Source organism: Streptomyces amritsarensis (genome assembly GCF_001953875.1).
Taxonomy (GTDB): domain Bacteria; phylum Actinomycetota; class Actinomycetes; order Streptomycetales; family Streptomycetaceae; genus Streptomyces; species Streptomyces amritsarensis.
This window is the reverse complement of sequence record NZ_MQUR01000017.1, coordinates 66,052-87,789: the sequence shown is the minus strand read 5'-3', so window position 1 is coordinate 87,789 and position 21,738 is coordinate 66,052. Positions and strand designations below refer to the sequence as shown.

Annotated in this window: 23 protein-coding genes; 15 read left to right on the top strand and 8 right to left on the bottom strand. The window is 72.0% G+C overall.

Features of this window, described 5'->3' with window-relative positions:
- Positions 1-840 precede the first annotated feature (840 nt).
- Both AVW11_RS10680 and mca read right to left on the bottom strand, forming a co-directional pair.
- Entirely contained in the window at positions 841-1,056 is a 216-nt protein-coding gene (locus AVW11_RS10680; protein ID WP_030855449.1) for a hypothetical protein, read from the bottom strand.
- A 2-nt stretch (positions 1,057-1,058) separates the two neighbouring features.
- On the bottom strand, positions 1,059-1,940 hold the full coding sequence (gene mca / locus AVW11_RS10675) for a mycothiol conjugate amidase Mca (protein WP_060178791.1): 882 nt from the start codon (positions 1,938-1,940) through the stop codon (positions 1,059-1,061).
- 107 nt (positions 1,941-2,047) lie between these two features.
- Here mca and AVW11_RS10670 point away from each other — a divergent pair, with 107 nt between their 5' ends.
- The gene (locus AVW11_RS10670) at positions 2,048-2,461 is read left to right on the top strand and encodes a DUF4307 domain-containing protein (protein ID WP_076043856.1); all 414 of its coding nucleotides are present in this window, start codon (positions 2,048-2,050) and stop codon (positions 2,459-2,461) included.
- 166 nt (positions 2,462-2,627) lie between these two features.
- Positions 2,628-3,125: a transcription elongation factor GreA gene (greA, locus tag AVW11_RS10665; RefSeq protein WP_030855446.1), complete on the top strand. Its 498-nt coding sequence runs from the start codon at positions 2,628-2,630 to the stop codon at positions 3,123-3,125.
- A gap of 237 nt (positions 3,126-3,362) precedes the next feature.
- On the opposite strand, the gene ilvA is transcribed toward greA, so the two are convergent.
- The gene (gene ilvA, locus AVW11_RS10660) at positions 3,363-4,595 is read right to left on the bottom strand and encodes a threonine ammonia-lyase (protein WP_030855445.1); all 1,233 of its coding nucleotides are present in this window, start codon (positions 4,593-4,595) and stop codon (positions 3,363-3,365) included.
- A 240-nt stretch (positions 4,596-4,835) separates the two neighbouring features.
- Here ilvA and AVW11_RS10655 point away from each other — a divergent pair, with 240 nt between their 5' ends.
- The 3 genes from AVW11_RS10655 to AVW11_RS10645 are packed head-to-tail and all read left to right on the top strand — an operon-like array spanning position 4,836 to position 6,087.
- Complete coding sequence (locus tag AVW11_RS10655; RefSeq protein ID WP_030855444.1) at positions 4,836-5,357, top strand: MarR family winged helix-turn-helix transcriptional regulator; 522 nt, start codon at positions 4,836-4,838, stop codon at positions 5,355-5,357.
- Between the two features lie 56 nt (positions 5,358-5,413).
- Entirely contained in the window at positions 5,414-5,836 is a 423-nt protein-coding gene (locus tag AVW11_RS10650) for a sigma factor-like helix-turn-helix DNA-binding protein (protein WP_076043855.1), read from the top strand.
- Positions 5,833-6,087: a hypothetical protein gene (locus AVW11_RS10645; RefSeq protein ID WP_060178794.1), complete on the top strand. Its 255-nt coding sequence runs from the start codon at positions 5,833-5,835 to the stop codon at positions 6,085-6,087. Before AVW11_RS10650 ends, AVW11_RS10645 begins: the two co-directional genes overlap by 4 nt.
- A 185-nt stretch (positions 6,088-6,272) precedes the next feature.
- On the opposite strand, the gene AVW11_RS10640 is transcribed toward AVW11_RS10645, so the two are convergent.
- Positions 6,273-7,430, bottom strand: a complete 1,158-nt coding sequence (locus AVW11_RS10640; RefSeq protein ID WP_060178795.1) for a cystathionine gamma-synthase — start codon at positions 7,428-7,430, stop codon at positions 6,273-6,275.
- A 77-nt stretch (positions 7,431-7,507) separates the two neighbouring features.
- Here AVW11_RS10640 and AVW11_RS10635 point away from each other — a divergent pair, with 77 nt between their 5' ends.
- The 9 genes from AVW11_RS10635 (at position 7,508) to AVW11_RS10580 (ending at position 16,231) form a co-directional block, all read left to right on the top strand.
- On the top strand, positions 7,508-8,614 hold the full coding sequence (locus AVW11_RS10635) for a hypothetical protein (protein WP_076043854.1): 1,107 nt from the start codon (positions 7,508-7,510) through the stop codon (positions 8,612-8,614).
- Between the two features lie 439 nt (positions 8,615-9,053).
- The gene (locus AVW11_RS10630) at positions 9,054-10,652 is read left to right on the top strand and encodes a M48 family metallopeptidase (RefSeq protein WP_060178797.1); all 1,599 of its coding nucleotides are present in this window, start codon (positions 9,054-9,056) and stop codon (positions 10,650-10,652) included.
- Complete coding sequence (locus AVW11_RS10625) at positions 10,649-11,803, top strand: hypothetical protein (RefSeq protein ID WP_060178798.1); 1,155 nt, start codon at positions 10,649-10,651, stop codon at positions 11,801-11,803. Before AVW11_RS10630 ends, AVW11_RS10625 begins: the two co-directional genes overlap by 4 nt.
- Positions 11,804-11,877: 74 nt before the next feature.
- The gene (msrA, locus tag AVW11_RS10620; RefSeq protein WP_076043853.1) at positions 11,878-12,546 is read left to right on the top strand and encodes a peptide-methionine (S)-S-oxide reductase MsrA; all 669 of its coding nucleotides are present in this window, start codon (positions 11,878-11,880) and stop codon (positions 12,544-12,546) included.
- Positions 12,543-12,830 (top strand): DUF3885 domain-containing protein, encoded by a 288-nt coding sequence (locus tag AVW11_RS10615; RefSeq protein WP_060178800.1) that lies wholly within the window; start codon positions 12,543-12,545, stop codon positions 12,828-12,830. Before msrA ends, AVW11_RS10615 begins: the two co-directional genes overlap by 4 nt.
- Positions 12,831-13,665: 835 nt before the next feature.
- On the top strand, positions 13,666-14,175 hold the full coding sequence (locus AVW11_RS10600; RefSeq protein WP_060178801.1) for a DUF6879 family protein: 510 nt from the start codon (positions 13,666-13,668) through the stop codon (positions 14,173-14,175).
- A 23-nt stretch (positions 14,176-14,198) separates the two neighbouring features.
- A complete protein-coding gene (locus tag AVW11_RS10595) occupies positions 14,199-15,005 on the top strand; it encodes a helix-turn-helix domain-containing protein (RefSeq protein WP_276209061.1) in 807 nt (268 codons plus the stop codon).
- Positions 15,006-15,449: 444 nt separating this feature from the next.
- A complete protein-coding gene (locus tag AVW11_RS10585; RefSeq protein WP_060178804.1) occupies positions 15,450-15,674 on the top strand; it encodes a DUF397 domain-containing protein in 225 nt (74 codons plus the stop codon).
- 80 nt (positions 15,675-15,754) lie between these two features.
- Entirely contained in the window at positions 15,755-16,231 is a 477-nt protein-coding gene (locus AVW11_RS10580) for a hypothetical protein (RefSeq protein WP_076043850.1), read from the top strand.
- A 304-nt stretch (positions 16,232-16,535) separates the two neighbouring features.
- On the opposite strand, the gene AVW11_RS10575 is transcribed toward AVW11_RS10580, so the two are convergent.
- Positions 16,536-17,618, bottom strand: a complete 1,083-nt coding sequence (locus AVW11_RS10575) for an NAD(P)-dependent alcohol dehydrogenase (RefSeq protein WP_051700802.1) — start codon at positions 17,616-17,618, stop codon at positions 16,536-16,538.
- A 162-nt stretch (positions 17,619-17,780) separates the two neighbouring features.
- On the opposite strand from AVW11_RS10575, the gene AVW11_RS10570 reads away from it, so the two are divergent.
- A complete protein-coding gene (locus AVW11_RS10570; RefSeq protein WP_079250584.1) occupies positions 17,781-18,737 on the top strand; it encodes a helix-turn-helix transcriptional regulator in 957 nt (318 codons plus the stop codon).
- 43 nt (positions 18,738-18,780) lie between these two features.
- Here AVW11_RS10570 and AVW11_RS10565 read toward each other — a convergent pair whose 3' ends face one another.
- The 3 genes from AVW11_RS10565 to AVW11_RS10555 form a co-directional block, all read right to left on the bottom strand.
- Positions 18,781-19,785, bottom strand: coding sequence for a GNAT family N-acetyltransferase (locus tag AVW11_RS10565; protein WP_079250583.1), 1,005 nt, complete (start codon positions 19,783-19,785; stop codon positions 18,781-18,783).
- A 213-nt stretch (positions 19,786-19,998) separates the two neighbouring features.
- Entirely contained in the window at positions 19,999-21,276 is a 1,278-nt protein-coding gene (locus AVW11_RS10560; protein WP_030855426.1) for a L,D-transpeptidase, read from the bottom strand.
- 132 nt (positions 21,277-21,408) lie between these two features.
- On the bottom strand, positions 21,409-21,702 hold the full coding sequence (locus tag AVW11_RS10555) for a hypothetical protein (RefSeq protein WP_030855423.1): 294 nt from the start codon (positions 21,700-21,702) through the stop codon (positions 21,409-21,411).
- Positions 21,703-21,738 lie beyond the last annotated feature (36 nt).

Genomic DNA, 21,738 nt, shown 5'->3' with positions numbered 1-21,738 from the left:
GTAGCCGCAGGCCCACACGGGTGGCGCAGCCCCCGACCGGTCAGCCGCACGCCCACCCCGCCGGGGCGCAGACCCGGACCGGTACCCGCAGGCCCACCCGCCGGGGCGCAGCCCCGAGCTGGTAGCCGCGGGCAGCCCCTGGGCGGTAGGCGCAGGCCCGGGTCGATGGGCCCGGTGGTCGAGGTTGCGGGGCGGCTGAGGCTCGGCGGCCGCGGCTGGATGGCCGGGCCGACCGGCGGGTCGCCGAGGGTCGGCGCCGGTCGAGGCGAAGGGTCACGGAGCAGGCGGGGGCCGCCGGGGCGGGCGTGGCACGGACGGCACCCGCGGCAGCTCGGCGGCCACGCTGCGCCGACCGGCGGGTCGCCCAGGGTCGGCGCCGGTCCAGGCGGAGGGTGCGGAGCGCGGGCGCGGGCCGACGGGGCCGGCGTGGCCCGGGCGGCAGCCGCCGGAGTTCGGCGGCCACGGCTGCGCCGAGACGCAGGCGGCATGGCGGCATGGCCGCGTGGCCGCGGTGGCACGGGCGGCAGCCGTCGGGGCGGGCGGCGCGGTGCCGGGCGGTGGTCGGCTGGGGCGCCGTGGCCATGGCTGGGGCCGCCCCACCGTCGTGGGCGGGGCGGCGTGCCGCGGCGGGGGCCGGGCCGGTGTCGCGGGTCCGGGCGGGAGCCCGGACGGGGTACGGCTAGTGCTGTGGCCGGAAAGGTTTGCCGGGGCGCGGCGTCCGGTGCGGTGCATCGCAAGGCGGAGGGCCGCGGCTCGTACTGGACGTACTCGCGCGGTCCGACAACGCGGCGAGGTGCCGTGCCGGGCGTCGCGACCCGGTGAACCTTGCCGGTCACAGCACTAGGTGGTCGGCTTGGCCGTGGGGGCCGGTTCGGGGGCCTCTTCGAAGTCGACCCGGCCCATGTGCCGGTTCATGGACTTCATCAGGGCCCACACACCGAGTGCGAGGACCGCGAACACGATGAAGCCCAGGATTCCGGGGGTGACCTTGTTCTTGTCGAAGGTGTCACCCGCCAGCGGGAGGAGCTGGGTCAGTGCTGCCTGCGTAGCGCTCATGGTCAGGCATTCTCCCGGATGCCCGCGAAGAGGTCGGACTCGGGGAGGGAGGTGTCGACGAGCGACTTCGCGAGCTCGTACTCCTCGGTGGGCCAGACCTCCTTCTGGACCTCCATGGGGACGCGGAACCAGCCGCCGTCCGGGTCGATCTGGGTGGCGTGCGCGATGAGGGCCTTGTCGCGGATCTCGAAGAAGTCCGCGCAGGGGATGTGGGTGGTGAGGGTCCGCTCCTTGCGCTCGAACTCCTTCCACCGCTCCAGCCACTCGCCGTAGGGGGAGTCCAGGCCGCGGGAGAGCATCGCCTCGTGCAGGGCGATGGTGCGCGGCTTGTTGAAGCCCTGGTTGTAGTAGAGCTTCTGCGGCTGGTACGCGGGGCCGTACTCGGCCTCGGGGTACTTCTCGGTGTCGGCCGCTCCGTCGAAGGCCACCATCGAGATCTTGTGGGTCATGATGTGGTCGGGGTGCGGGTAGCCGCCGTTCTCGTCGTACGTGGTGACGACCTGCGGCCTGAAGGCGCGGATCTTCTTGACGAGCTCGCCGGCGGCCTCGTCGACGTCGGCGAGGGCGAAGCAGCCTTCGGGGAGCGGGGGCAGCGGGTCGCCCTCGGGGAGGCCGGAGTCGACGTAGCCGAGCCATTCCTGCTCGACGCCGAGGATCTGGCGGGCTTCCTCCATCTCCTTGGCGCGGACCTCGTGGATGTTCTCCTCGATGTACGCGTCGCCCTGGAGCTTGGGGTTCAGTACGGAGCCCCGCTCGCCGCCCGTGCAGGTCACGACCATGACGGGGACCCCTTCGGACACGTACTTTGCCATCGTGGCCGCGCCCTTGCTCGACTCGTCGTCGGGGTGGGCGTGGACGGCCATCAGTCGAAGCTGCTCGGTCAAAACAGGATCCTCTGCGATTCGGCGCGACACTCGGCTTCTATAGTGACCGAACTGGGGGGCGGAAAATTCCAGGGATGACCGGCCCTCCCCAGCGAGAGGAAAAGATCATGAGCGCGGTGCGCGAAGGACTGCCCGAGGGCCGGTACGGCCGGTCGGCGGACGAGCGTGCGGACCGGAAGCTCAAGATCATCGGGGCGGCGCTGGGTGCCTTGCTGCTGGGTGTGATCGGCTGGATCGGCTGGGACTACGTCGCGGGCCGGAGCGTGAGCGCCGAGGTCATCAAGTTCCAGGTGATTTCGGACACCGAGGTGAAGGTGCACCTGGAGGTCCGCAAGGACCCTTCGATCACGGGCGTGTGCACCATGGTCTCCCAGGACGAGGAGCACGCCGAGGTGGGCCGGGCCGACTTCACCTTCGCCCAACCCGAGTCCCGGGTCGACGAGGTCGTCTCGGTGAAGACCACCGGCCGGGCCACCATGATCGAGCTGGTGGGCTGCCAGCCCGCGGGGTCCGCCGGCTGAGCCACTCGCCGACGCACCCGCCGAGGCACTCCGCCGACGCTTGGGAGTGCGGTTCGCGGGGCAATGGCCCTCTGGGGTCCTCCCCCTTTTCTTCCCGAATTGTTAGGCTCGTGGTTTCGTCCGCCGCTGGCGGCGCTGAAGTCCCCTGTACCGACGAGGAGCACCCGTGACCCAGACGAGCGAGAGCGTCACCTGGCTGACCCAGGCGGCGTACGACCAGCTGAAGGCGGAGCTGGACTACCTCTCTGGTCCCGCCCGCACGGAGATCGCCGCGAAGATCGCAGCCGCCCGCGAGGAGGGCGACCTGCGCGAGAACGGCGGCTACCACGCGGCCAAGGAGGAGCAGGGCAAGCAGGAGCTCCGGGTCCGCCAGCTCACGCAGCTCCTGGAGAACGCCAAGGTCGGGACCGCGCCCGCGTCCGACGGCGTGGTGGCCCCGGGCACCCTCGTGAAGATCGCCTTCGACGGCGACGAGGACGACACGATGGAGTTCCTGCTGGCGTCGCGCGAGTACGCGTCCGCGGACTTCGAGACGTACTCCCCGCAGTCCCCGCTGGGCGCCGGCGTGCTCGGCAAGTCGATCGGCGAGGACGCCGAGTACGAGCTGCCGAACGGCAAGAAGGCCTCCGTCAAGGTCCTGGACGTCAAGCCCTTCACCGGCTGATCACCCCCGATCGCCCTTGGTTCGCAGATGATGCCCCGGCCGGCTCCCCGGCCGGGGCATCACGCGTACGGGGGCACGCGTACAGGACTCGTGCGCGTGGGTCGGGGCGCGTGCGCGTGGGTCGGGGCGCGTGGCCGGGGTGTCGCGCCGGTCCGGTCCGCCTGCCCGTCCGGCCCGCCTGCCCGTCCAGCCGGCCGGCCGTCTGCCCGTCCAGCCGGTCCGTCGGCCGCCGGTCCGCTAGCCCATCACCTTGTAGCCCGCGCCGTGCAGCGTCCGCGCGACCTCCGCGCAGTGCTCCGGTCCCTTGGTCTCTAGGTGCAGTTCCACCTCCACCTCCGTGAGCCCCAGCCGCGGGTCGGTCCGTACGTGGCTCACGTCCAACACGTTCGCGTCGACCACCGACAGCACCCCCAGGAGCCCGGCCAGCGCCCCCGGACGGTCCGCCACGCGCAACCGCAGGGACAGGTACCGGCCCGCCGCCGCCATGCCGTGCCGCAGGATCCGCTGGAGCAGGAGCGGGTCGACGTTGCCGCCGGACAGTACGGCGACCACGGGGCCCGCGCCGTACAGCTCGGGCTCGCTCAGCAGGGCCGCCACCGTACTGCAGCCGGCCGGCTCGACCACGAGCTTGGCCCGTTCCAGGCAGAGCAGCAGGGCGCTGGAGAGGGCGTCCTCGGACACGGTGCGCACGTCGTCGAGGAGCTCGCCGATGATCTTGAAGGGGACGTCGCCGGGGCGGCCCACCTTGATGCCGTCGGCCATCGTGTTCGGCTGGTCGATCGAGACCGGGTGGCCTGCCTTGAGGGAGGGCGGGTACGCGGCCGCGCCCGCCGCCTGCACCCCGATCACCCGCACGTCGGGCCGCAGCGCCTTCACGGCGACGGCCACCCCGGCGGCGAGCCCGCCGCCGCCGATGCCGACGAGGATGGTGCGCACTTCCGGGCACTGCTCCAGGATCTCCAGGCCCACCGTGCCCTGGCCGGCGATGATGTCGCGGTGGTCGAAGGGGTGGATGAAGACCGCGCCCGTGCGGTCGGCGTAGTCCTGGGCCGCGGCGAGGGTCTCGTCGACGACCTGGCCGTGCATGCGGACGTCGGCCCCGTACTCCTGGGTCGCGGCGACCTTCGGCAGCGGCGCCCCGACCGGCATGAACACGGTGGAGCGGACCCCGAGGAGCGAGGAGGCCAGGGCCACGCCCTGGGCGTGGTTGCCGGCGCTGGCGGCCACGACGCCGGCGGCGCGCTGCTCGGGGCGCAGGCCCGCGATGCGCACGTAGGCTCCGCGGAGCTTGAAGGACCCGGTGCGCTGGAGGTTCTCGCACTTGAAGTGGACCGGCGAGCCGGTGAGTGCGGACAGGTGCCTGCTGCCTTCCATCGGCGTGACCCGGGAGACGCCGGAGAGCATCTTCTGAGCCCCCCGGACGTCGTCGAGGATGACCTGGGGAACGGGCTGGGGCACGCGGTAGTTCATGCCGCCAGTCTCGCAGCCCGGGCGCGGCCGGGCGCGGAGCGGCCGCAGGGGCTGCGGGAGGGTCGGGGCGGAGACCGGGGCGGCTGTCGGGGCAGGGTCGAAATCTCGCCATCCGGGACGCCCGCAGGACGGGTGCCCCGGCGGGCTGTACCAGTTCTCGTACGAGGCGTACGAGCCGCCGCAGGGCCGCGTACTGTGTCCCCCATCCTTGTCGGACCCACGCGAAGAGAGCCCACGGCCATGCCTTCCACCCCGGCCAATTCCGATCTGTCCGTGCAGGCCGAAGCGCCCGCCGGAGCCGGTCTCCTCGACGCGCTCCAGCACCAGGTGGCGGTTTTCGCCCGGCGCGCCGAGCAGACCCGTCTGGGCGGCGTGGGCCAGGCCCGCAACTCGATGGACCGCGCCGCCTACCTGCTGCTCAACCGGCTCGACCTGGAAGGGCCGATGGGCGTCAAGGCGCTCGCCGGCGGCATGGGGATCGACTCCTCTACGGTGACCCGGCAGGTGGCGCCGCTGGTCGACGGCGGTCTGGTCAAGCGGACCTCGCACCCCGAGGACGGGCGGGCCGTGGTCCTCGCGCTGTCCCCGCGGGGGTTGGCGCGCCTGGAGGAGGTGCGCTCCTCGCGGCGCGAGCTCATGGCCCGGGTGACGGAGGGTTGGAGCGAGGACGAGCGCGAGTCGTTCACCGGGCTGCTGACGCGCTTCAACCTGTCGCTGTCGGAGCTGATGGCGGCCGTGGCCGAAGCCGGTCCGGCCTCCTGAGCGGAGTCCGTCCGTCCTATTGACCTGACCGGTCCCACCGGCCGCACTATGTGAATATGCGGGCGGTTGATCAACAGGCGGGCCCCTATGGGGAGTTCGAAGCTTTCGTCGCGGGTGCGGCGGGGCGTCTCCTGCATGTCGCGGTGCTGCTGACGGGCGAACCGGAGTCGGCCCGCCGGCTGCTCGCGGACGCGCTGGCCCGTACGTACGCGAACTGGCGGCGCCTGCGCGCGGACGACCCCTACGACTTCACCCGCCACGAACTGTGCGCCGCCTTCGCCCGGACCGGCTGGCGCCACCACGGCGGGTCCGGGGTGCTGGCGCGGCTGAGCCCGCCGGAACGGCTCGTGGTCGTCCTGCGGCTCTACGAGGGGCTCGCGGAGGAGGTCACGGCGGCGCAGCTCGGGATGCCGGTGGAGCGGGTCCGCGTGCTGTGCAACCGGGCCGTGTCCCTGCTGCGGTCCCGGGAGGCGGCGTGAGCGGGCTCCCGGACCGGAAGGAAGCCCAGGTCAAGCAGCTCCTGGAAGGGCCTTACCCGGTGGTGCCGACGGGCTTGGCGGCGGGCGCGGCGGCCCGTGGGGACCGGCTGCTGCGCCGGCGCCGTGCGCTGCGCCGGTTCGGCTGGGCGGTGCTGTTCGCCGCCGCGGTGGCCTTCGCCGTGTGGGCTTCGCTGACGCGCCCCTGGGCGGGCCCGCCGACCGGTATCTCCCCGCCGCTGGAAGGCTGGTAGCCCCGCCCTCGCGACTGCGCCGCGCCGGGCGGAGCCGGAGCCGGAGCCTGGCGGGCCCGCCGGGGCCGGTTTCCGCGGCGTCGACCCGGACCGCCGAGGTCCCATCAGCCCGGCGGAGCCAAGCCAGAAGGCCCCGGCGGGTCCGCCGGGGCCGGGTGGGCCGGGCCCCGGCGGGTTCTGCGGGGCTAGCCCAGGGCCTGGGTCAGGTCCGCGATCAGGTCGTCGGCGTTCTCGATGCCCACCGAGACGCGGATCAGGTCCGCCGGGACCTCGAGGGCCGAGCCGGCCACCGAGGCGTGCGTCATGCGGCCCGGGTGCTCGATGAGGGACTCGACGCCGCCCAGGGACTCGGCCAGCGTGAAGATCTTGGTGCGGCCGCACACCGCGACGGCCTCTTCCTCGCCGCCGGCGACCTGGAAGGAGACCATGCCGCCGAAGTTGCGCATCTGCTTGGCGGCGATCTCGTGGCCCGGGTGCTCGGGCAGGCCCGGGTAGAGGACCTTGGTGACCTTCGGGTGCCGCTTGAGCACCTCGACGATCTTGGCGGCGTTCTCCGCGTGCCGGTCCATGCGCACGGCCAGGGTCTTGATGCCCCGCAGCACGACCCACGAGTCGAACGGCCCGGCCACCGCGCCCATCGCGTTCTGGTGGTAGGCCAGTTCCTCGCCCAGCGCCTCGTCGGCGGTGACGAGCGCGCCGCCGACCACGTCGGAGTGGCCGCCCATGTACTTGGTCAGCGAGTGCACGACCACGTCCGCACCCAGCGCCAGGGGCTGCTGGAGGTACGGCGAGGCGAAGGTGTTGTCCACGACCAGCTTGGCGCCGGCGGTCCGCGCGATGTCGGCGACGACGGCGATGTCGGTGATGCCGAGCAGCGGGTTGGAGGGGGTCTCGACCCAGATGACCTTCGTCTTCGGGGTGAGGGCGGCACGTACGGAATCGGCGTCGGAGGTGTCGGCCACCGACCACTCCACGCCCCAGCGGGAGACGACCTTCGCGAAGAGGCGGAAGGTGCCGCCGTAGGCGTCGTTCGGGATGACCACGTGGTCGCCCGGGGAGAGCAGCGTGCGCAGCAGGCAGTCCTCGGCGGCCAGTCCGGACGCGAAGGCGAGGCCGCGGCGGCCGCCTTCCAGCGCCGCGAGGTTCTCCTCCAGGGCGGTGCGGGTCGGGTTGGCGCTGCGGCTGTACTCGTAGCCGCCGCGCAGGCCGCCGACGCCGTCCTGCTTGTAGGTGGAGACCTGGTAGATCGGGGGCACGACCGCGCCGGTCTGCGGGTCGGCGGTGTTGCCCGCGTGGATCGCGCGGGTCTCGAAGCTCTGGTGCTCGTGGCTGTCGTCGCTCATGGTCAGATGCTATGCCCAGGCCCGGTGTGCACCCCCCCTATTCGCCTGCGGCCCCCTCGGTCTGGTTCGCTGGAGGCATGGAGATTCTGTGGTTCCTGTTCGCGGTGCTCATGATCGTGTTCATCGTCGGCCCGTTCGTCCGGCGCGGGCGCGGCGGCATCCGTCTGGTCGCGCCGGGCAGCCCTGACGCAGCCGACCCGGCGAACTACGGATTCGACCGGCAGGAAGACCTCGACATCCGCATCCCCGGGCCCGACCAGGACCTGATGGACGCCCTGGACAACGTGCGGCGCACCGGCCAGTGGCAGGCGGCGTCGCAACTGCTGGCCGGGACCCCGCGGGAGGGCGAACGGCGCTGGCAGCGGGTACAGGCCTTCGGCGGCGCGGCCGCCCTTGAGCTGGCGGCGCAGCCGGGCGTGGGCGCGCAGTGGCTGAAGGCGTGGCGGCTGGAGGCGGACAAGGACGCGGGCGGTGCGCAGGTGCACGCGGAGCTGCTGGTGCAGCAGGCGTGGCGGCAGTCGGGCGGTGTCGGCTCCGAAGACCACCGGATCATCCTGGAGGAGGCCCGGGAGGCGTGCCGCAAGGCCGCGCTGCTGGCACCCGGGGACCCGGTCCCGTACATCACGGAGCTGGCGATCGCCCGGGGTCTGGCGTACCCGGAGGCGGAGTTCGACGAGCTGTGGGCGAAGGTCATCGACCGGGCACCGGAGCACATGGGTGCGCACATTGCGGCGCTGCACTACTGGTGCGCGAAGTGGCACGGGTCGCGGGAGAAGGCCGACGCCTTCGCGCACGCGGCCGCGGCGCGCGCCCCGCAGGGCTCGCTGCTGGCGGCGCTGCCGCTGTTCGCGCTGTACGAGAACCTGCCGGACGTGATCCTCAGCAGCGGTTTCCACCGGGGGGAGGCCGTGACGCGGGCGGTGGAGGGCGCGCTGTACGCGGTGCACACGGCCCGGCAGGACGACCCCATGCTGGCGCACGTACGGCACCTGCTGCTGCTGTTCCTGGTCAACATGGAGCGGTGGGCGGAGGCGATGGAGCAGGTCCGCCACGTGGACGGGTACGTCGGCGCGCTGCCGTGGTCGGCGGCGGAGGACCCGGCGGCGCAGTACGCGCTGTACCGGGCCCTGGCGGTGGCCGGCTACGAGGCCAACGGCGGCTCCCCGGCGACGCTCCCCCAGTAGGCTGCCGCGAGGCCGGGTCCGCGAAGGCCCGCCCGCCCCGCGCCGCCCGGCACCGCGCCTCGCCGCGTTGTCGGGCGCACCGCGGCCCTGCGGGCTGGCGAACCTGCCCCTCGGCCCTCCGCCCGGCGGACCTCCCCCGGCCCTGCGGGGCCCGGCGACCCTTCCCCCCGGCCCTGCGGGCCCGCGGCGGGCCCGGGGCGCCGGGCCCCGCGGGGCCCGCCCTTCGCGCGGGCGAGGCGGCGCTCCCGCCCCGGGGACCGCAGCGGAGCGGCGCCCCGCGCGCGGGTCCCTACCCGCGAGTACCCCCCGCGAGCAGCGGCGACGAGCGGTGAATAAGGTTGCCGTCAACAATCTTCGAGCCGCATCATGCGGCGTGGCGGCCATCGACCCCCGCCACGCGGCTCAGCACCGTTCTTCATCCCGGGGGGGATCTGTCCATATGGGCGCTTCTCTGCGCGCCGTGCGCGCGCTCGTCCTGCTCGCAGGCTTCTATCTGCTCGGCGTCTTCCTGCTCGCCGCCCTCGTGGGCGTCGACTTCGCCGTCGTCACCTGGCTGCACGGCCCGGTCGCCTTCAAGATCATCATCGTGTCGGTCGTCCTCGCCGTTCCGATCGTCCGCGGCCTGTTCATGCTCCGCACCCCCAAGGGCGAGCCGCCGGCCGGCATCCCGGTCACGGAGGCGCAGGAGCCGCTCCTGTGGCGGACCGTGCGCGAGATCGCCCAGCAGGTCGGTACCCGCGCCCCCGACGAGATCGTGCTGATCGACGAGGTGAACGCGGCCGTCGCCGAGGACGCGCGGATGCTGGGCCTGCGGCCCGGGACCCGCCGCCTCTACCTCGGCCTGCCCCTGATGACGGGCCTGGACGAGATGCAGCTGCGCGCCGTCCTCGCCCACGAGATGGGCCACTACGCCAACTTCGACACGCGCCTCACCCCGCTGATCGCCCGCGGCCGCGCCCAGCTGATCCGTACGATCGGCCACTTCCACGAGCGCGCCGACAACAAGGTCGCCAAGGAGCGGGCCCGCCAGGAGAAGCGGGACGAGAAGCGCGTCGCCAAGGGCAAGGGCGCCAAGGGTGTCGACACCTCCGGCCAGGGCGCTACCTACCGCGCCATGGCCAAGATCTACATGGCGTACGGCAACTTCTACATGCGTGCGACCCGCACCGCCGGCCGCCGCCAGGAGCTCGCCGCCGACCTCGCCTCCGTGCGCGTCGCCGGCCGCGACTCCGCCGCCTCCGCCCTGCGCGAGATCAACGCCCTGGACTCCGCGCACGACTTCTACATGAGCTCCTACGCCACCCTCGGTGTCGGCGCCGGCCTGCTGCCCCGCCCCGGCGAGGTCTTCGGCGGCCTGCGCAAGCTGCTCGACGCCCGCTCGGAGGACCTGGACGACCTGCGCCGGGACCTGTCGACCGAGCCCGCCTCCCCGTACGACTCCCACCCCCCGCTCGCGGAGCGCGTCGCCCGTATCGAGGCCCTGCCCGACGACGGCCGCGGCGGGCAGGCCGCCCGTCCCGCGCTGGAACTGCTGTCCGACGCGGGCGCCGCGCTGGCGGCGCTGGAGCAGGTCGTCCTCACCCCCGAAGCCCTCGCGCTCAAGCGGGTCGACTGGGAGGACCTCGTCCACCAGTCGATGACGCAGTACGTCGGCCAGGGCGCGGAGGAGATCCGCGAGGCCTTCGCAGCCGAGGGCGCGGGCCCCGGGCTGCCCGCCCTGCTCGACGCGATCGACGCCGACCCGGCGGTGCGCTGGCGCATCGCCGACCGCTTCCCGAAGTCGGAGGAGGCCGCGGCCGCCACGGGCCGCACGGCCCGCGAGTTCGCCCGCCCCGCCGTGCGGCGCGCCCTGAACCAGTTGGTCACCGTGGAGCTGACGGGCCGCGGCGCGGCCCGCTGGCAGCTGTCCTGGTCCGACTCGGCCGCCCTGAGCTACCCGGCCGACGGCTTCGAGGAGGAGCTGCGCCTGGCCCTGGACGCGGCCGTCGCCGACCTGCCCGACACCGAACCCCTGCGAAAGCTGGTGCTTGCCCCGTGATCGGTCTGTACATCCTCGGCGCCATGCTGCTGTTCGGCGCGTTCAAGGTGCTGCGGGGCGTCTACTACATCCGCAAGGCGAAGCGGCTGGAGGCGGAGGTGGCCGCCTTGGAGGGCCGGACCGTGGCCTCCGACGGCCGCACCGCCGCCGCCAAGGCCGAGAAGAAGGCCCAGCAGGCCGCCGCGGTCGTCGCGCTGGGCTTCGTACCGGAGGCCGAGCTCGACACGGACAACGCGCGGCCGGTGCCGGCCGGGCGCAAGGCCGCGCTCGACGCGGTCCGCGCCGGCGACTGGGAGGCGGGAGCCGCGTACGTCGAGGCGTGCGGGACGGACTGGGAGGAGCGCTGGCAGCGCGTCCGCGCCCTGGCCGAGGTGGCGGCCGAGGACGACGCCTGGCTGCTGGCCTGGCGCGCGGCCCGGCCGGCCGACCCGACCGCGGCCCTGGTGAACGCCGACACGAGCGTCGCGGTGGCGTGGAACGTACGCGGCAGCCTGACCGCCGAGCACACCACGCGGGAGCAGTTCCGGATCTTCCACGAGCTGCTGGTCAAGGCGCAGGCGGACGCGCACGAGGCCCAGCGGCTGGCCGGTCCCGCGGACCCGGTCCCGTACATGATCGAGCAGCCCGTCGCGCAGGGCCTGGGCTACGCCCACGAGCAGTACGGCGAGCTGTGGGCGCAGATCACCCGCCGCGACCCCAAGGTGCTGACGGCGCACACCAGCGCCCTGCAGTACTGGTGCGCCAAGTGGCGCGGCTCGCACGAGCTGGCGCTGGCCTTCGCGCGCGAGTCGGCCGCCTCGGGCAAGCCGGGTGAGCTGCTGTCGCTGCTGCCGCTGACGGCTTACTTCGAGCAGAAGGTGAGAGAGTCCGACCTCAGGTCGGAGACGTTCTTCAAGGAGCCGGAGGTCGTCGCGGCGGTGGAGGCGGCCCTCGGGGACCTGGCGGCGGCCGACCCGGACGACTGGCGGACGGTCCGGCTGCGCCACCTGCTCGCCTACTTCCTGTTCTGGCAGGACCGGGAGGCGGAGGCGGTCGAGCACTTCCGGCACATCGACGGCTACATCGGGGCCCTGCCCTGGTCCTACGCGCCGAGGTCCGCGTACGTGTACGCGCGGGACTGGACGGTACGCAAGGTCACGCCCGGCCTGTGAGGCACGGTCCGGGGGCGGGGCGGGGAATCCCGGCCCGCCTTCCGCGCGTTGTCCCTCCCACAAGGAGGGAATCCATGTTCTCGTACCGCCGTACGCCCGAGCTCCCCACCCGCGAGGAGGCCCTGACGGGCCGCGCGGAGCCGCTGTTCGCCCTTCCCGAGAAGCACACCGTGCTCGGCAACCCGCTGGCCGGCCCCTATCCGGCCCACCTGGAGGTCGCCGACTTCGGGCTGGGCTGTTTCTGGGGCGCCGAGCGCAAGTTCTGGCAGACCCCCGGGGTGTGGACCACGCTGGCCGGCTACCAGGGCGGCTTCACGGAGAATCCGACGTACGAGGAGGTGTGCTCGGGCCTGACCGGCCACACCGAGGTCGTCCGCGTGGTGTTCGACCCGGCACAGGTCTCCTACGCGGCCCTGCTCAAGCTGTTCTGGGAGTCCCACGACCCGACCCAGGGCTTCCGCCAGGGCAATGACGTCGGCACCCAGTACCGTTCGGCGCTCTACACGCACTCCCCCGCCCAGCAGGCGACGGCGGAGGCCTCCCGCACGGCCTACCAGCAGGTCCTGGGCTCCTCGGGCTACGGGCAGATCACCACGGCCGTGCTCCCTGCCGCGGAGCGCCCGTTCTGGCCTGCGGAGGCCTACCACCAGCAGTACCTCGACAAGAATCCGGGCGGCTACTGCGGCATCGGCGGCACGGGCGTGGCCTGCCCGATCGGCGTGGCCGCGGCCCCCGGGGAGTGAGCGGCCCGCTGCTCACGGACCCGGCGCACGAGCGGCTGACCCGGCTCCGGCAGGCCCACCGGCCTCCCGGGCCCATGCTGCCGTGGGAGTTGAAGGCGGTGTACCGCAATCGCTGGGTCCGCTTCCACAGCCTGCCGGAGTCGAAACGCTACGCCCCCGGTCTCACCCGCATCCACCACCCGTACGACGGCGGCGCGGACGTCATCCTCCCTACCCCCGAGGAACGGGACCGCCTGTGCACCCGCCACTCCGCCTGGCTGTCCGCACACCCCTCGGGCTACTGATCAGGACGGGTCGTAGCCGTAGACCCGCTTCGCGTCCAGATGGAGCTCGTACGGGCCCCAGCAGTCTGCGGCGAGCGTGGCCACCCGGGCGCCACAGGGGCAGGCGCGGTTGAGTCCGCTGTCTCCTGACGGTCCGCAGCATCCGCCGCTGTTCTCCCAGTCCGGCAGCGGCTGGAGGTCGGGGCGCTTCCTCGGGGTGGATCACGATGTTGCCGAGCGGCCCGGCAGAGATCATGAGCACCCCTTCGTCACTCCGCCAGGGTCCACGCGGCTGCGCAGGCCCACCCTCTTCCGGGTCCGGATGCGGCACGTACGGAGCGCCCCACGGTTCGGTCTCGATCGCGTAGTGCCCCTGCGGCATGGTGGCCGGCGCCAGCCGGCTCTCCTTGTCCCGTTCCTCGTCGTCGGGCGCTGACGGAACGGCAGGCAGCAGCGTCAGGTCTGGCGTAAGACTGCCACCGCACTTGGCACACAGGAAGACGGTCATGCTGCCGTTGTAGCCGCCGCGTACATCCCGGCGCATCCTCAATTCCGACCGAGAGGGCTGCTTTCCCGTTCTGGAAAGGATCAGTACTTGACCCCACCCCGACCAGCTCGGGAGCATCGAACGCAACAGGCGTACGCCGACATGTGGGGACAAGGATGCTGCGGAAGCTTTCCGGTGACCCGGAGTGCAGGAACGGAACGTGCCCGACGCTGTGGGGTACTGAGGACGCCAAGGACTACGTAGTGCAGGGCTACGTCATCACCGACCCGGAGCGGCTGGCGCAGCTGGACCTGCCCGAGGGTGAAACCGCTGTCGTGGTCCCGGCCGCGGTGCTGGAGGAGTACTTCCGTGCTCAGCGGTGAAGAGTTCGGCCGGCTCTTCGAGACCTTCGAACGGACCGCCTTTCGGCTGGAGACCCTCGCCGTCTACAGCGTGGAGGAGGAGCGCGAGGAGTTCGAACGCTTCCTGGCAGGCGGGGACATGGGCCCCACCTGGGACGACAACCCATGGGTACGGTCGATGACCGACAAGGGCAAGCAGGTCTCACGCGTCCACATCCTTCGGTCTCCGCTGACTGACTACCTGCGGTACGAACTGGCCGCCTATCCGGGCAACATCGCGGCCGGCGAGACCATCGGAATCATCGACTTGTCAGAGCAGGCCGTGACCGGCCTGCCCGATCACGACTTCTGGTTGTTCGACGACCAGGACGTATACCGGATGCACTACACGCCAGAAGGTGCGTTCACCGGCGCCGAACTGCTTCCTGCCCACTGCCTTGCCGAGTATCAGGACTACCGAGACCGCGCCTTGGCCGAAGCTGTGGCGTTCGCGGACTACCGGGAGCGGCACCACTGACCGCCGACTCGATCGGGAAAGCCCTGCGGGCGCTGCGCGACGCATCCGGACTCACGGGTGATTCGGTGGCCCGCAGGGCTTCCATGTCTGCCGGGAAGCTCTCGAAGATCGAGACGGGCAAGGTACGACCAACCGTCCAGGACGTGGACCTGGTCCTCACTGCCATAAACGTGAGCGAGGAAGTCAAGGAAGAGTTCCTGGCAGCCGCCCGCGCTGAAGCCGCCGAGGCCACCGCATGGCGCCTGCTGCGCCGCATGGGCCCTTGGAAGCACCAGAAGACCATCCGGGCCATCGAGGCCGGCACAACCACACTCAGGCTCTTTCAGGGGCAGCTCATTCCCGGACTCCTCCAGACGCCCGAGTACGCCTACGCCGTCTTCTCCCTGTCTCCGTCCTTGCCGGAGGAGACCAGGACCAAGACCGTGGCTGCCCGTCTCGAACGGCAATCCGTCCTGTACGAACCGGGCAGGTCATTCCGCTTCCTGATCTGCGAACACGTACTCCGGTGGCGCATCAGCGAGCCCGTGGTCATGGCGCTCCAGCTCGACCGGCTCGTATCCGTGTCCCGTCTGCCCAACGTCTCGCTGGGTGTCGTCCCGTCCGACCGCCGGATGCCCGACTTCCCCATGACCTGCTTCAGCCTCCACGACGACCGGCTCGTCATCGTGGAGACGTTCCACTCCGAGGTCACCACCCGCGACCCGAAGGACGTCCGGGTCTACCTCGACACCTTCGAACGGTTCGCCGCCGTGGCGGTCTCCGGCGATGCCATGAGAGCCCTGGTCGAGGGCGTCCGGGACGGATTCTTGCCCCAACAGGAAAGGTCCTAGAAGGAGCTGCTCAGCGGGTGAAGCATCAGCGGTGCCGACACTCGATGGAGGGAATCCCAGTGAGCAGCCCCAGCACCACGATGGACCCACCGGTTCAACTGTCCCTCCCCCGCACACCGCCTGCGCCTGCGCCGGGTTGCGGTGTCTGCGCTGCCCTTGCGAAGCAGCGCACAGCGGCGTAGTGGACATGCAGACCTGGAGAGACGGACGTACAGCGGCTCTGAGTGCCTCCGATGCCATGCGGGAGGTGCTCGCCTCCCTGGGCCTGCCGGAGAGCGCCTGCGCGGCGATACGCCCACAGGTGACTCCCCGAGGCGAGCCGCTCGTGCACCTGGGCTCGATCCCCGCTGCTCACGTCGAGCAGATCGCAGAGGCGCTGCGAGGCACCCGGACACTCCCCGAGCGGGACAGCGGTGCCCTTCCATCTGAATCAAGGAGGACAAGATGACCGACCTGTACGAACTCGACATCGCCGGAGCCCACTTCAGCAAGGCGTGCGGAGGCAACACCCACCCGGACGGCGAGGCGTGCCTGACCCTCGCGAAGATCGGGCCGGACGCGTGGGCGATGGGCGACAGCAAGCGCCCGGACGCCGAGCCCCTGCGCTTCACCACGGCCGAGCTGGACGCGGCGGGCATCGACCCCGCCCGCTTCGACCTCTCCGCCTGATCCACGGCACCACCTGAACTGACGGCCCTGCCCACACGCCGACGGGCGGGGCCGTCGTCACCTCTCGGAACGGAGCAGCGGTGCACCACCACGGTTACGCATGGGTGGGAGAGAAGAAGACGTTCGACAGGGAGAGCGTCCGCAGACCGCCCGGCCAGGCCCCGGCGGCGACCAGTGAGCAAGAGGTGAACGACCGGTACCGAGAAGCCGTGGCCGCGTTCCCGACTACCGACCTCCCCCCGATCCAGACGGTGCACTGGCTCATGAAACCGCCCTCCCTGATCAGGGGGACATGGGAGGAGCCCAAGGAGGCCGGCGAGTGGCTGGGCCTCCAGCTCGCAGAGTTCGCGGCCCGGTTCGCCTCGGAGCCGGACCGGGAGGCGACCAGGATGGTTCTCCTGGAGAAATCTGCTGTCGAGCGGCTGACGTGGGGAGGAGACGTATCCCTCGGCCACTACCTGAGAGGCACTGTCTTCCACTCCGTCGCCCTCGTGGCGTGCTCGCCGAACCGTGCTGCTCCCGAGCTGCCCTGCCCGGCCCGGCAGGCCCCTGCCTGACAGCGGCCCCCGCCGTGATGCCGGGGCCTGTCTGCGTCCGCGTGCGTCTGTCTCACGCGCTCTCTCCGAGGTGCCGGTACAACGTGGCACGACCGATTCCCAGGGACTTGGCGATGGCCGTGACGCTGCGGCATCGGCGGCACGGGCGTCTCCTGCCCGATCGGCGTGGCCGCGGCCCCCGGGGAGTGAACGGCGTCCCCCTCCCCGACGGGCGGCGCGGCGGCGCCGGCTGTCCGCGTACCCGTCGGGCCACTGATGCAGGACGGGTGGCCGCCGGGCGGCGTTCGGGCTCTGCCCCGCGGTGTCAGATCGTCGAGGTGTCGATCACGAAGCGGTAGCGGACGTCGCTCGACAGGACGCGGGCGTAGGCCTCGTTGATGCCGTCGGCGTCGACCAGTTCGATCTCCGCGCCGAGGCCGTGCTCCGCGCAGAAGTCCAGCATCTCCTGGGTCTCGGCGATCCCGCCGATCATCGATCCGGCGAGGGTCTTGCGGCCGCCGATGACGGAGAAGAGGTTGAGGGACACCGGCTCCTCCGGGGCGCCCACGTTGACCAGGGCGCCGTCGACCTTCAGCAGGCCCAGGTAGGCGTCCAGGGCGAGCGGGGCCGAGACGGTGGACAGGATCAGGTCGAAGGTGCCGGCCAGCTCCTCGAAGGTGGCCGCGTCGCCGGTGGCGTGGAAGTGGGTCGCGCCCAGTCGTCGGCCGTCGGCCTCCTTGCGGAGGGTCTGCGACAGGACGGTGACCTCCGCGCCCAGTGCGTGCGCCATCTTCACGCCCATGTGGCCGAGGCCCCCGAGGCCGACGACGGCGACCTTCTTGCCCGGGCCCGCCTGCCAGTGCCTCAGCGGCGAGTAGAGGGTGATGCCCGCGCACAGCAGCGGGGCGGCCTCGTCCAGGGCGAGGCCCTCGGGGATGCGGACGGTGTAGTTCTCGTCGACGACGAGGTGGGTCGAGTATCCGCCGTACGTGGGCTCGCCGTCCCGGCCGAGGGCGTTGTAGGTGCCGGTCATGCCCTGCGCGCAGTACTGCTCCTGGCCGTTTCGGCAGTGCTCGCACACCCTGCAGGAGTCGACCATGCAGCCGACGCCCACCCGGTCCCCGACGCTGAACCGGGTCACGTCCGCGCCGACTTCGGCGACGATCCCGGCGATCTCGTGGCCGGGGACCATGGGGTAGATGCCCTCGCCCCATCCGTCGCGCACCTGGTGGATGTCGGAGTGGCAGATGCCCGCGTACTTGATGTCGACGAGGACGTCGTGCGGGCCGACGGGGCGGCGCGGGATCGTGGTGCGCTCCAGCGGGACGCCGGGGGCGGGGGCGGCGTACGCGGCGACCCGGGTGATCGGGGTGGCGGGGGTGTGCGCCGCGGTGGCGGTGACGGGCATGGGGTGCTCCTCGACGTGGTGGGTCTCTGCGGTGCCCCCCACCCTGCCGGTCCGCCCCGCCGGCACCCAGACCCCTGTGCTTCCTACGACTGGCGAACGTACTACTGGTGGGGTCAGGCTGACGCCCTCCGCGCGGCGTGCCGCCCGGTGATACTGGGCGGCATGGACCAGCTTGATCAGCGAGCATGCCTGGGCGAGTTCCTCCGCTCCCGCCGCGCACGGCTGCGCCCGGAGGACGTGGGCATGACGGACTACGGGCGCCGGCGGCGCGTGCCGGGGCTGCGCCGTGAGGAACTGGCGCAGTTGGCCGGGGTGTCGGTCGCGTACTACACGCGGCTGGAGCAGCGCGACGGGCACAACGTGTCGGCGGAGGTGCTGGACGCCATCGCACGGGCCCTGCGCCTGGACGGGACCGAGCGGGCGCACCTGATGGACCTGGCTCGGCCGAAGGCGCGCAGGCGCCGCCAGAGCAGGCGGCCGCAGCAGGTGCGTCCGGCGCTGCGCACGCTGATGGACGCGATGGAGGGCGTACCGGCCTACCTCGTCGGGCACCGTCAGGACGTCATCGGCTGGAACCGGTTGGGGGCCGCGGTCTTCGGGGACTTCGGGGCGCTTCCCGCGGCGGAGCGGAACCTGGTCCGGCTGATGTTCCTGGATCCGGCGACCGCGGAGCTGTACGGGGAGTGGGAGTGCCAGGCGTGCTGGGTCGTCAGCAACCTGCGGCTGTACGCGGGCCAGCACCCGGACGACGAGCAGCTGTCGGCGCTGGTCGGGGAGCTGTCCGTGAAGAACGAGGAGTTCCGGCGGCTGTGGGCGGCGCACACGGTGGCGGACAAGACGCACGGGGTGAAGCTGCTGCGGCACCCGCTGGTGGGGGAGATGCGGCTGTCCTTCGAGACGCTGACGCTCCCCGACGATCCGACGCAGGCCCTGGTGACCTTCCATGCGGAGCCGGGCTCGGCTTCCGAGGACGCGCTGCGCCTGCTGGCATCGTGGGACGCACAGCGGACCGCGGAGAAGGCCGCGGAGAAGGCCGCCGAGGGGACCGGCGAGGCGACCGCCTCCGGGCAGCAGGCGGGAGGAAAGACCGCCGGGAGAGCCGCCGGGCAGGCCGTGTGACCCGCGGCGGCGGCCCGCGTCCCGGATCCGGATCCGGATCCGGCTACAGCGTGGTCTGGTAGATGCCGACGCCGCGCTCCCGCCGGTAGCCGAGCGCCTCGTTGACCGCCCGCATGGGGCCGTTCTCGTCCGCCACCGTGGTGGCGATGCGGCGCAGCTGCGGGTGGCGGGCTGCTGCCCGCGCGGCCATGTGGAGTTTCACGGCGCGTCCGAGGCCGTGGCCGCGGTGGGCGGGCACGACCACCGTGTCGTACTGGAGGGCGGTCGTGCCCGTGGGATCCGGCAGGACGACCTCCGTGTACGCGGCCACCTCGCCCCCGGGGGTCACCGCCGCGACCGTGATCATGTCGCCGCCCCGGTCGAGGATCAGCTGCTGGAGGGTGTGCAGCCGCGGGGCCGTCCAGGTCTGGATCCGCTCGTCCATGTCCCCGGTCGGCGCGTCCTCCATGGCCGCGTGGGCCGCGGCCGCGGCCGGCGCCCATGCGTCGGGCACGAGGCCGTACCAGGTCAGGAGTTCGTAGCCGGGTGTGGCGGGGGCGGATGCGCAGCGGTCCGCCGCGGCGTGCGCCGGTTCACCGCCGACCGGTATGTCCTGTACGTACCAGGCCATCGGCAGGACGTTGCGGAAGCCCGCCGCCTCCGCGAAGGCCTGGCCGGGACCGCCGAGGTCGACCATGGCCGCGACCGAGGTCCGGCCGTCCGCGAGCAGTTCCTCGCGGACCCGCTCCCACAGGGCGGTGCCGATGCCCCGGCGGCGCGCTCCGGGGCGCACGGTCAGCGCGTCCAGGAACGCGGTGTGCGTGTTGCCCTCCTCGGTGAACAGGAGCAGCGCGGCGACACCCGCCTCCTCCCCCTCCCCCGCCCGCTCGCCGGCCGTCCACAGCAGGGGCCGGCCGCGCACCGGGGTCACCCGCAGCCGCCCGGCGACCTCCACCCGGGAGGGCGGCGGCAGCTGCGGGAGGTCGACGGCCGCGGCGGCGGTCAGGACCGCCAGCCAGGCGTCCACCTCGGCGTCGGACGGGGGCAGGGCGAGAGAGTTGATCATCATGGGCCCGACCCTAGGGCGCGGCCGGGCGCGCCGCCCCGGGGTTTTCGGCCACCGCGTCCGGCTCGACTTCGTTCGCCGTCCCCTCGGCAACGGCGAACGGCGGGGAACCCGTGGGGTTNNCGGCGGGGAACCCGTGGGGTTCCCCGCCGTTCGGCGTTCGTGCGGCGCGCCGCGCCCTGGCCGTGCCAGGCGTCAGGCGTCAGGCGTCAGGCGTCAGGCGGCCGAGCCGGCCTTCCAGTCGGCCCAGCTCATGTTCCAGCCGTTGAGGCCGTTGTCCGGCTTGATCGTCTTGTCCGGGGAGTTGACCACCGTGACGACGTCGCCGATGAGCGAGTTGTCGTAGAACCAGGCGGCCGGCTGGTTGGGGTCGCCCGCGCCCTTGACGTCGTTCAGGCCCACGCAGCCGTGGCTGGTGTTGGCGCTGCCGAAGATCGAGTCCGCGCCCCAGTAGTTGCCGTGGAGGAAGGTCCCGGAGTTCGACAGGCGCATGGCGTGCGGAACGTCCTTGATGTCGTACTCGCCCTTGCCGTCGGCGTCAGTGAAGCCCACGGTGGCACCGTTCATCCGGGTCTCCTTGAACTTCTCGGAGATCACCATCTGGCCGTTGTAGGTAGGGGTGGCCGGGGCGCCCGCGGAGATCGGGATGGTCTTGATGACCGCGCCGTCGCGGGTGACCGTCATCTTCTTCGTCTTCGCGTCGACCGTGGAGACCTGGCTGCGGCCGATCTTGAAGGTGACGGTCTTGCTCTGGACGCCCTGGACGCCGGGAGCGCCCTGGACGCCTTCCAGCGCCAGCTTCAGCGTGACGGTGGAGCCCGCCTGCCAGTACTGCTCGGGGCGGAAGTCCAGGCGCTGGGCGCTGAACCAGTGGCCGACGACCTCCTGGCCGCTGCTGGAGGAGACGGTGATGCCCGCCTGGACGGCCTTCTTGTCCTTGATCGCCTTGTTGAAGGTGATCGAGACCGGCATGCCGACGCCGACGGTCTGGCCCTCCTCCGGCACGAACGAGGCCACGAAGCTGTTCTCCGGGGAGACGGTCGTGAAGGAGGCGTTCTCGTGCGCCTCCTTGCCGTCGGCGTCCTTGGCCGTCACCGACAGGGCGTACTTGGTGGAGCGCTTGAGGGCGCCCTTGGGCTTCCAGCTCTTGCCGTCGGCGGCTATGTCGCCGGCCACGGCGGCGCCCTCGCTCGTCTTGAGCTCGACCTGCGTGAGCGTGCCGTCGGTGACGGTGACGTTCGCCGCGTCGTTGAGACCGACGTTGGTCGCGCCGTCCTTCGGCGCGATGGTGATCTTGGCCTTCGAGGCGTCCTTGGCCGCTGCCGCGTCCACGTCCGCCTGGGACTTGCTGGCCTCCCCGTTGCTCTTCGGGTCCCCGCCCCCGCCACCCCCGTCGTTGCACGCCGAGAGCACCAGTACGCCGCCGAGCACGACAGATATGGCCACCAGGGACCTTCTCCGCCGCTTGCTGTCCGTCCTCACACGCCACTCCATCGTTGCCGGTAACCACGAGACCGCCGTCCCGGGGTTGGCCCGGCAGGGGGCGCACCCCCCTGCCCGGTCCTGACAACGCGTTAACGACGTTGGCCGGTTCCACATTCCGTTGGGATGTGGGCAACCACACGGTCAGGCGTTGTCGGGTTCTTCGTCGAAGTCCCCATCTTCCTCGTCGAGGTCCCACTCCATCGACTCGGGGTCGTATTCGACGGGCTCGCTGCTCCAGGAGGCCTGTGCGAGCTCCACCCCGGGGATGTCGAGGACCAGGTCAGTGGGGTCGACGAGGTAGGCGAGGGCTTCCGATTCGTCTTCCCGGACGGCGGCTTCCGCATGGCTGCGTTCCTCGTCCGGCATGAACTCGTCGGCCTTGATGTGGTCGAGCGCGGCACCCGTGAGTGCCTGGGCGTCCGGCACTTCAAGCACCAGATCCACCCGAAGTCGTACATATCGTGATGTCTC

Excerpts from the sequence above, each read along its gene's own strand:
- AVW11_RS10680 (WP_030855449.1), bottom strand. The coding sequence starts at position 1,056 with ATGAGCGCTACGCAGGCAGCACTGACCCAGCTCCTCCCGCTGGCGGGT.
- AVW11_RS10670 (WP_076043856.1), top strand. The coding sequence starts at position 2,048 with ATGAGCGCGGTGCGCGAAGGACTGCCCGAGGGCCGGTACGGCCGGTCG.
- ilvA (WP_030855445.1), bottom strand. The coding sequence starts at position 4,595 with ATGAACTACCGCGTGCCCCAGCCCGTTCCCCAGGTCATCCTCGACGAC.
- AVW11_RS10655 (WP_030855444.1), top strand. The coding sequence starts at position 4,836 with ATGCCTTCCACCCCGGCCAATTCCGATCTGTCCGTGCAGGCCGAAGCG.
- AVW11_RS10650 (WP_076043855.1), top strand. The coding sequence starts at position 5,414 with ATGCGGGCGGTTGATCAACAGGCGGGCCCCTATGGGGAGTTCGAAGCT.
- AVW11_RS10640 (WP_060178795.1), bottom strand. The coding sequence starts at position 7,430 with ATGAGCGACGACAGCCACGAGCACCAGAGCTTCGAGACCCGCGCGATC.
- AVW11_RS10635 (WP_076043854.1), top strand. The coding sequence starts at position 7,508 with ATGGAGATTCTGTGGTTCCTGTTCGCGGTGCTCATGATCGTGTTCATC.
- AVW11_RS10630 (WP_060178797.1), top strand. The coding sequence starts at position 9,054 with ATGGGCGCTTCTCTGCGCGCCGTGCGCGCGCTCGTCCTGCTCGCAGGC.
- msrA (WP_076043853.1), top strand. The coding sequence starts at position 11,878 with ATGTTCTCGTACCGCCGTACGCCCGAGCTCCCCACCCGCGAGGAGGCC.
- AVW11_RS10585 (WP_060178804.1), top strand. The coding sequence starts at position 15,450 with ATGACCGACCTGTACGAACTCGACATCGCCGGAGCCCACTTCAGCAAG.
- AVW11_RS10575 (WP_051700802.1), bottom strand. The coding sequence starts at position 17,618 with ATGCCCGTCACCGCCACCGCGGCGCACACCCCCGCCACCCCGATCACC.
- AVW11_RS10570 (WP_079250584.1), top strand. The coding sequence starts at position 17,781 with ATGGACCAGCTTGATCAGCGAGCATGCCTGGGCGAGTTCCTCCGCTCC.
- AVW11_RS10565 (WP_079250583.1), bottom strand. The coding sequence starts at position 19,785 with ATGATGATCAACTCTCTCGCCCTGCCCCCGTCCGACGCCGAGGTGGAC.
- AVW11_RS10560 (WP_030855426.1), bottom strand. The coding sequence starts at position 21,276 with ATGGAGTGGCGTGTGAGGACGGACAGCAAGCGGCGGAGAAGGTCCCTG.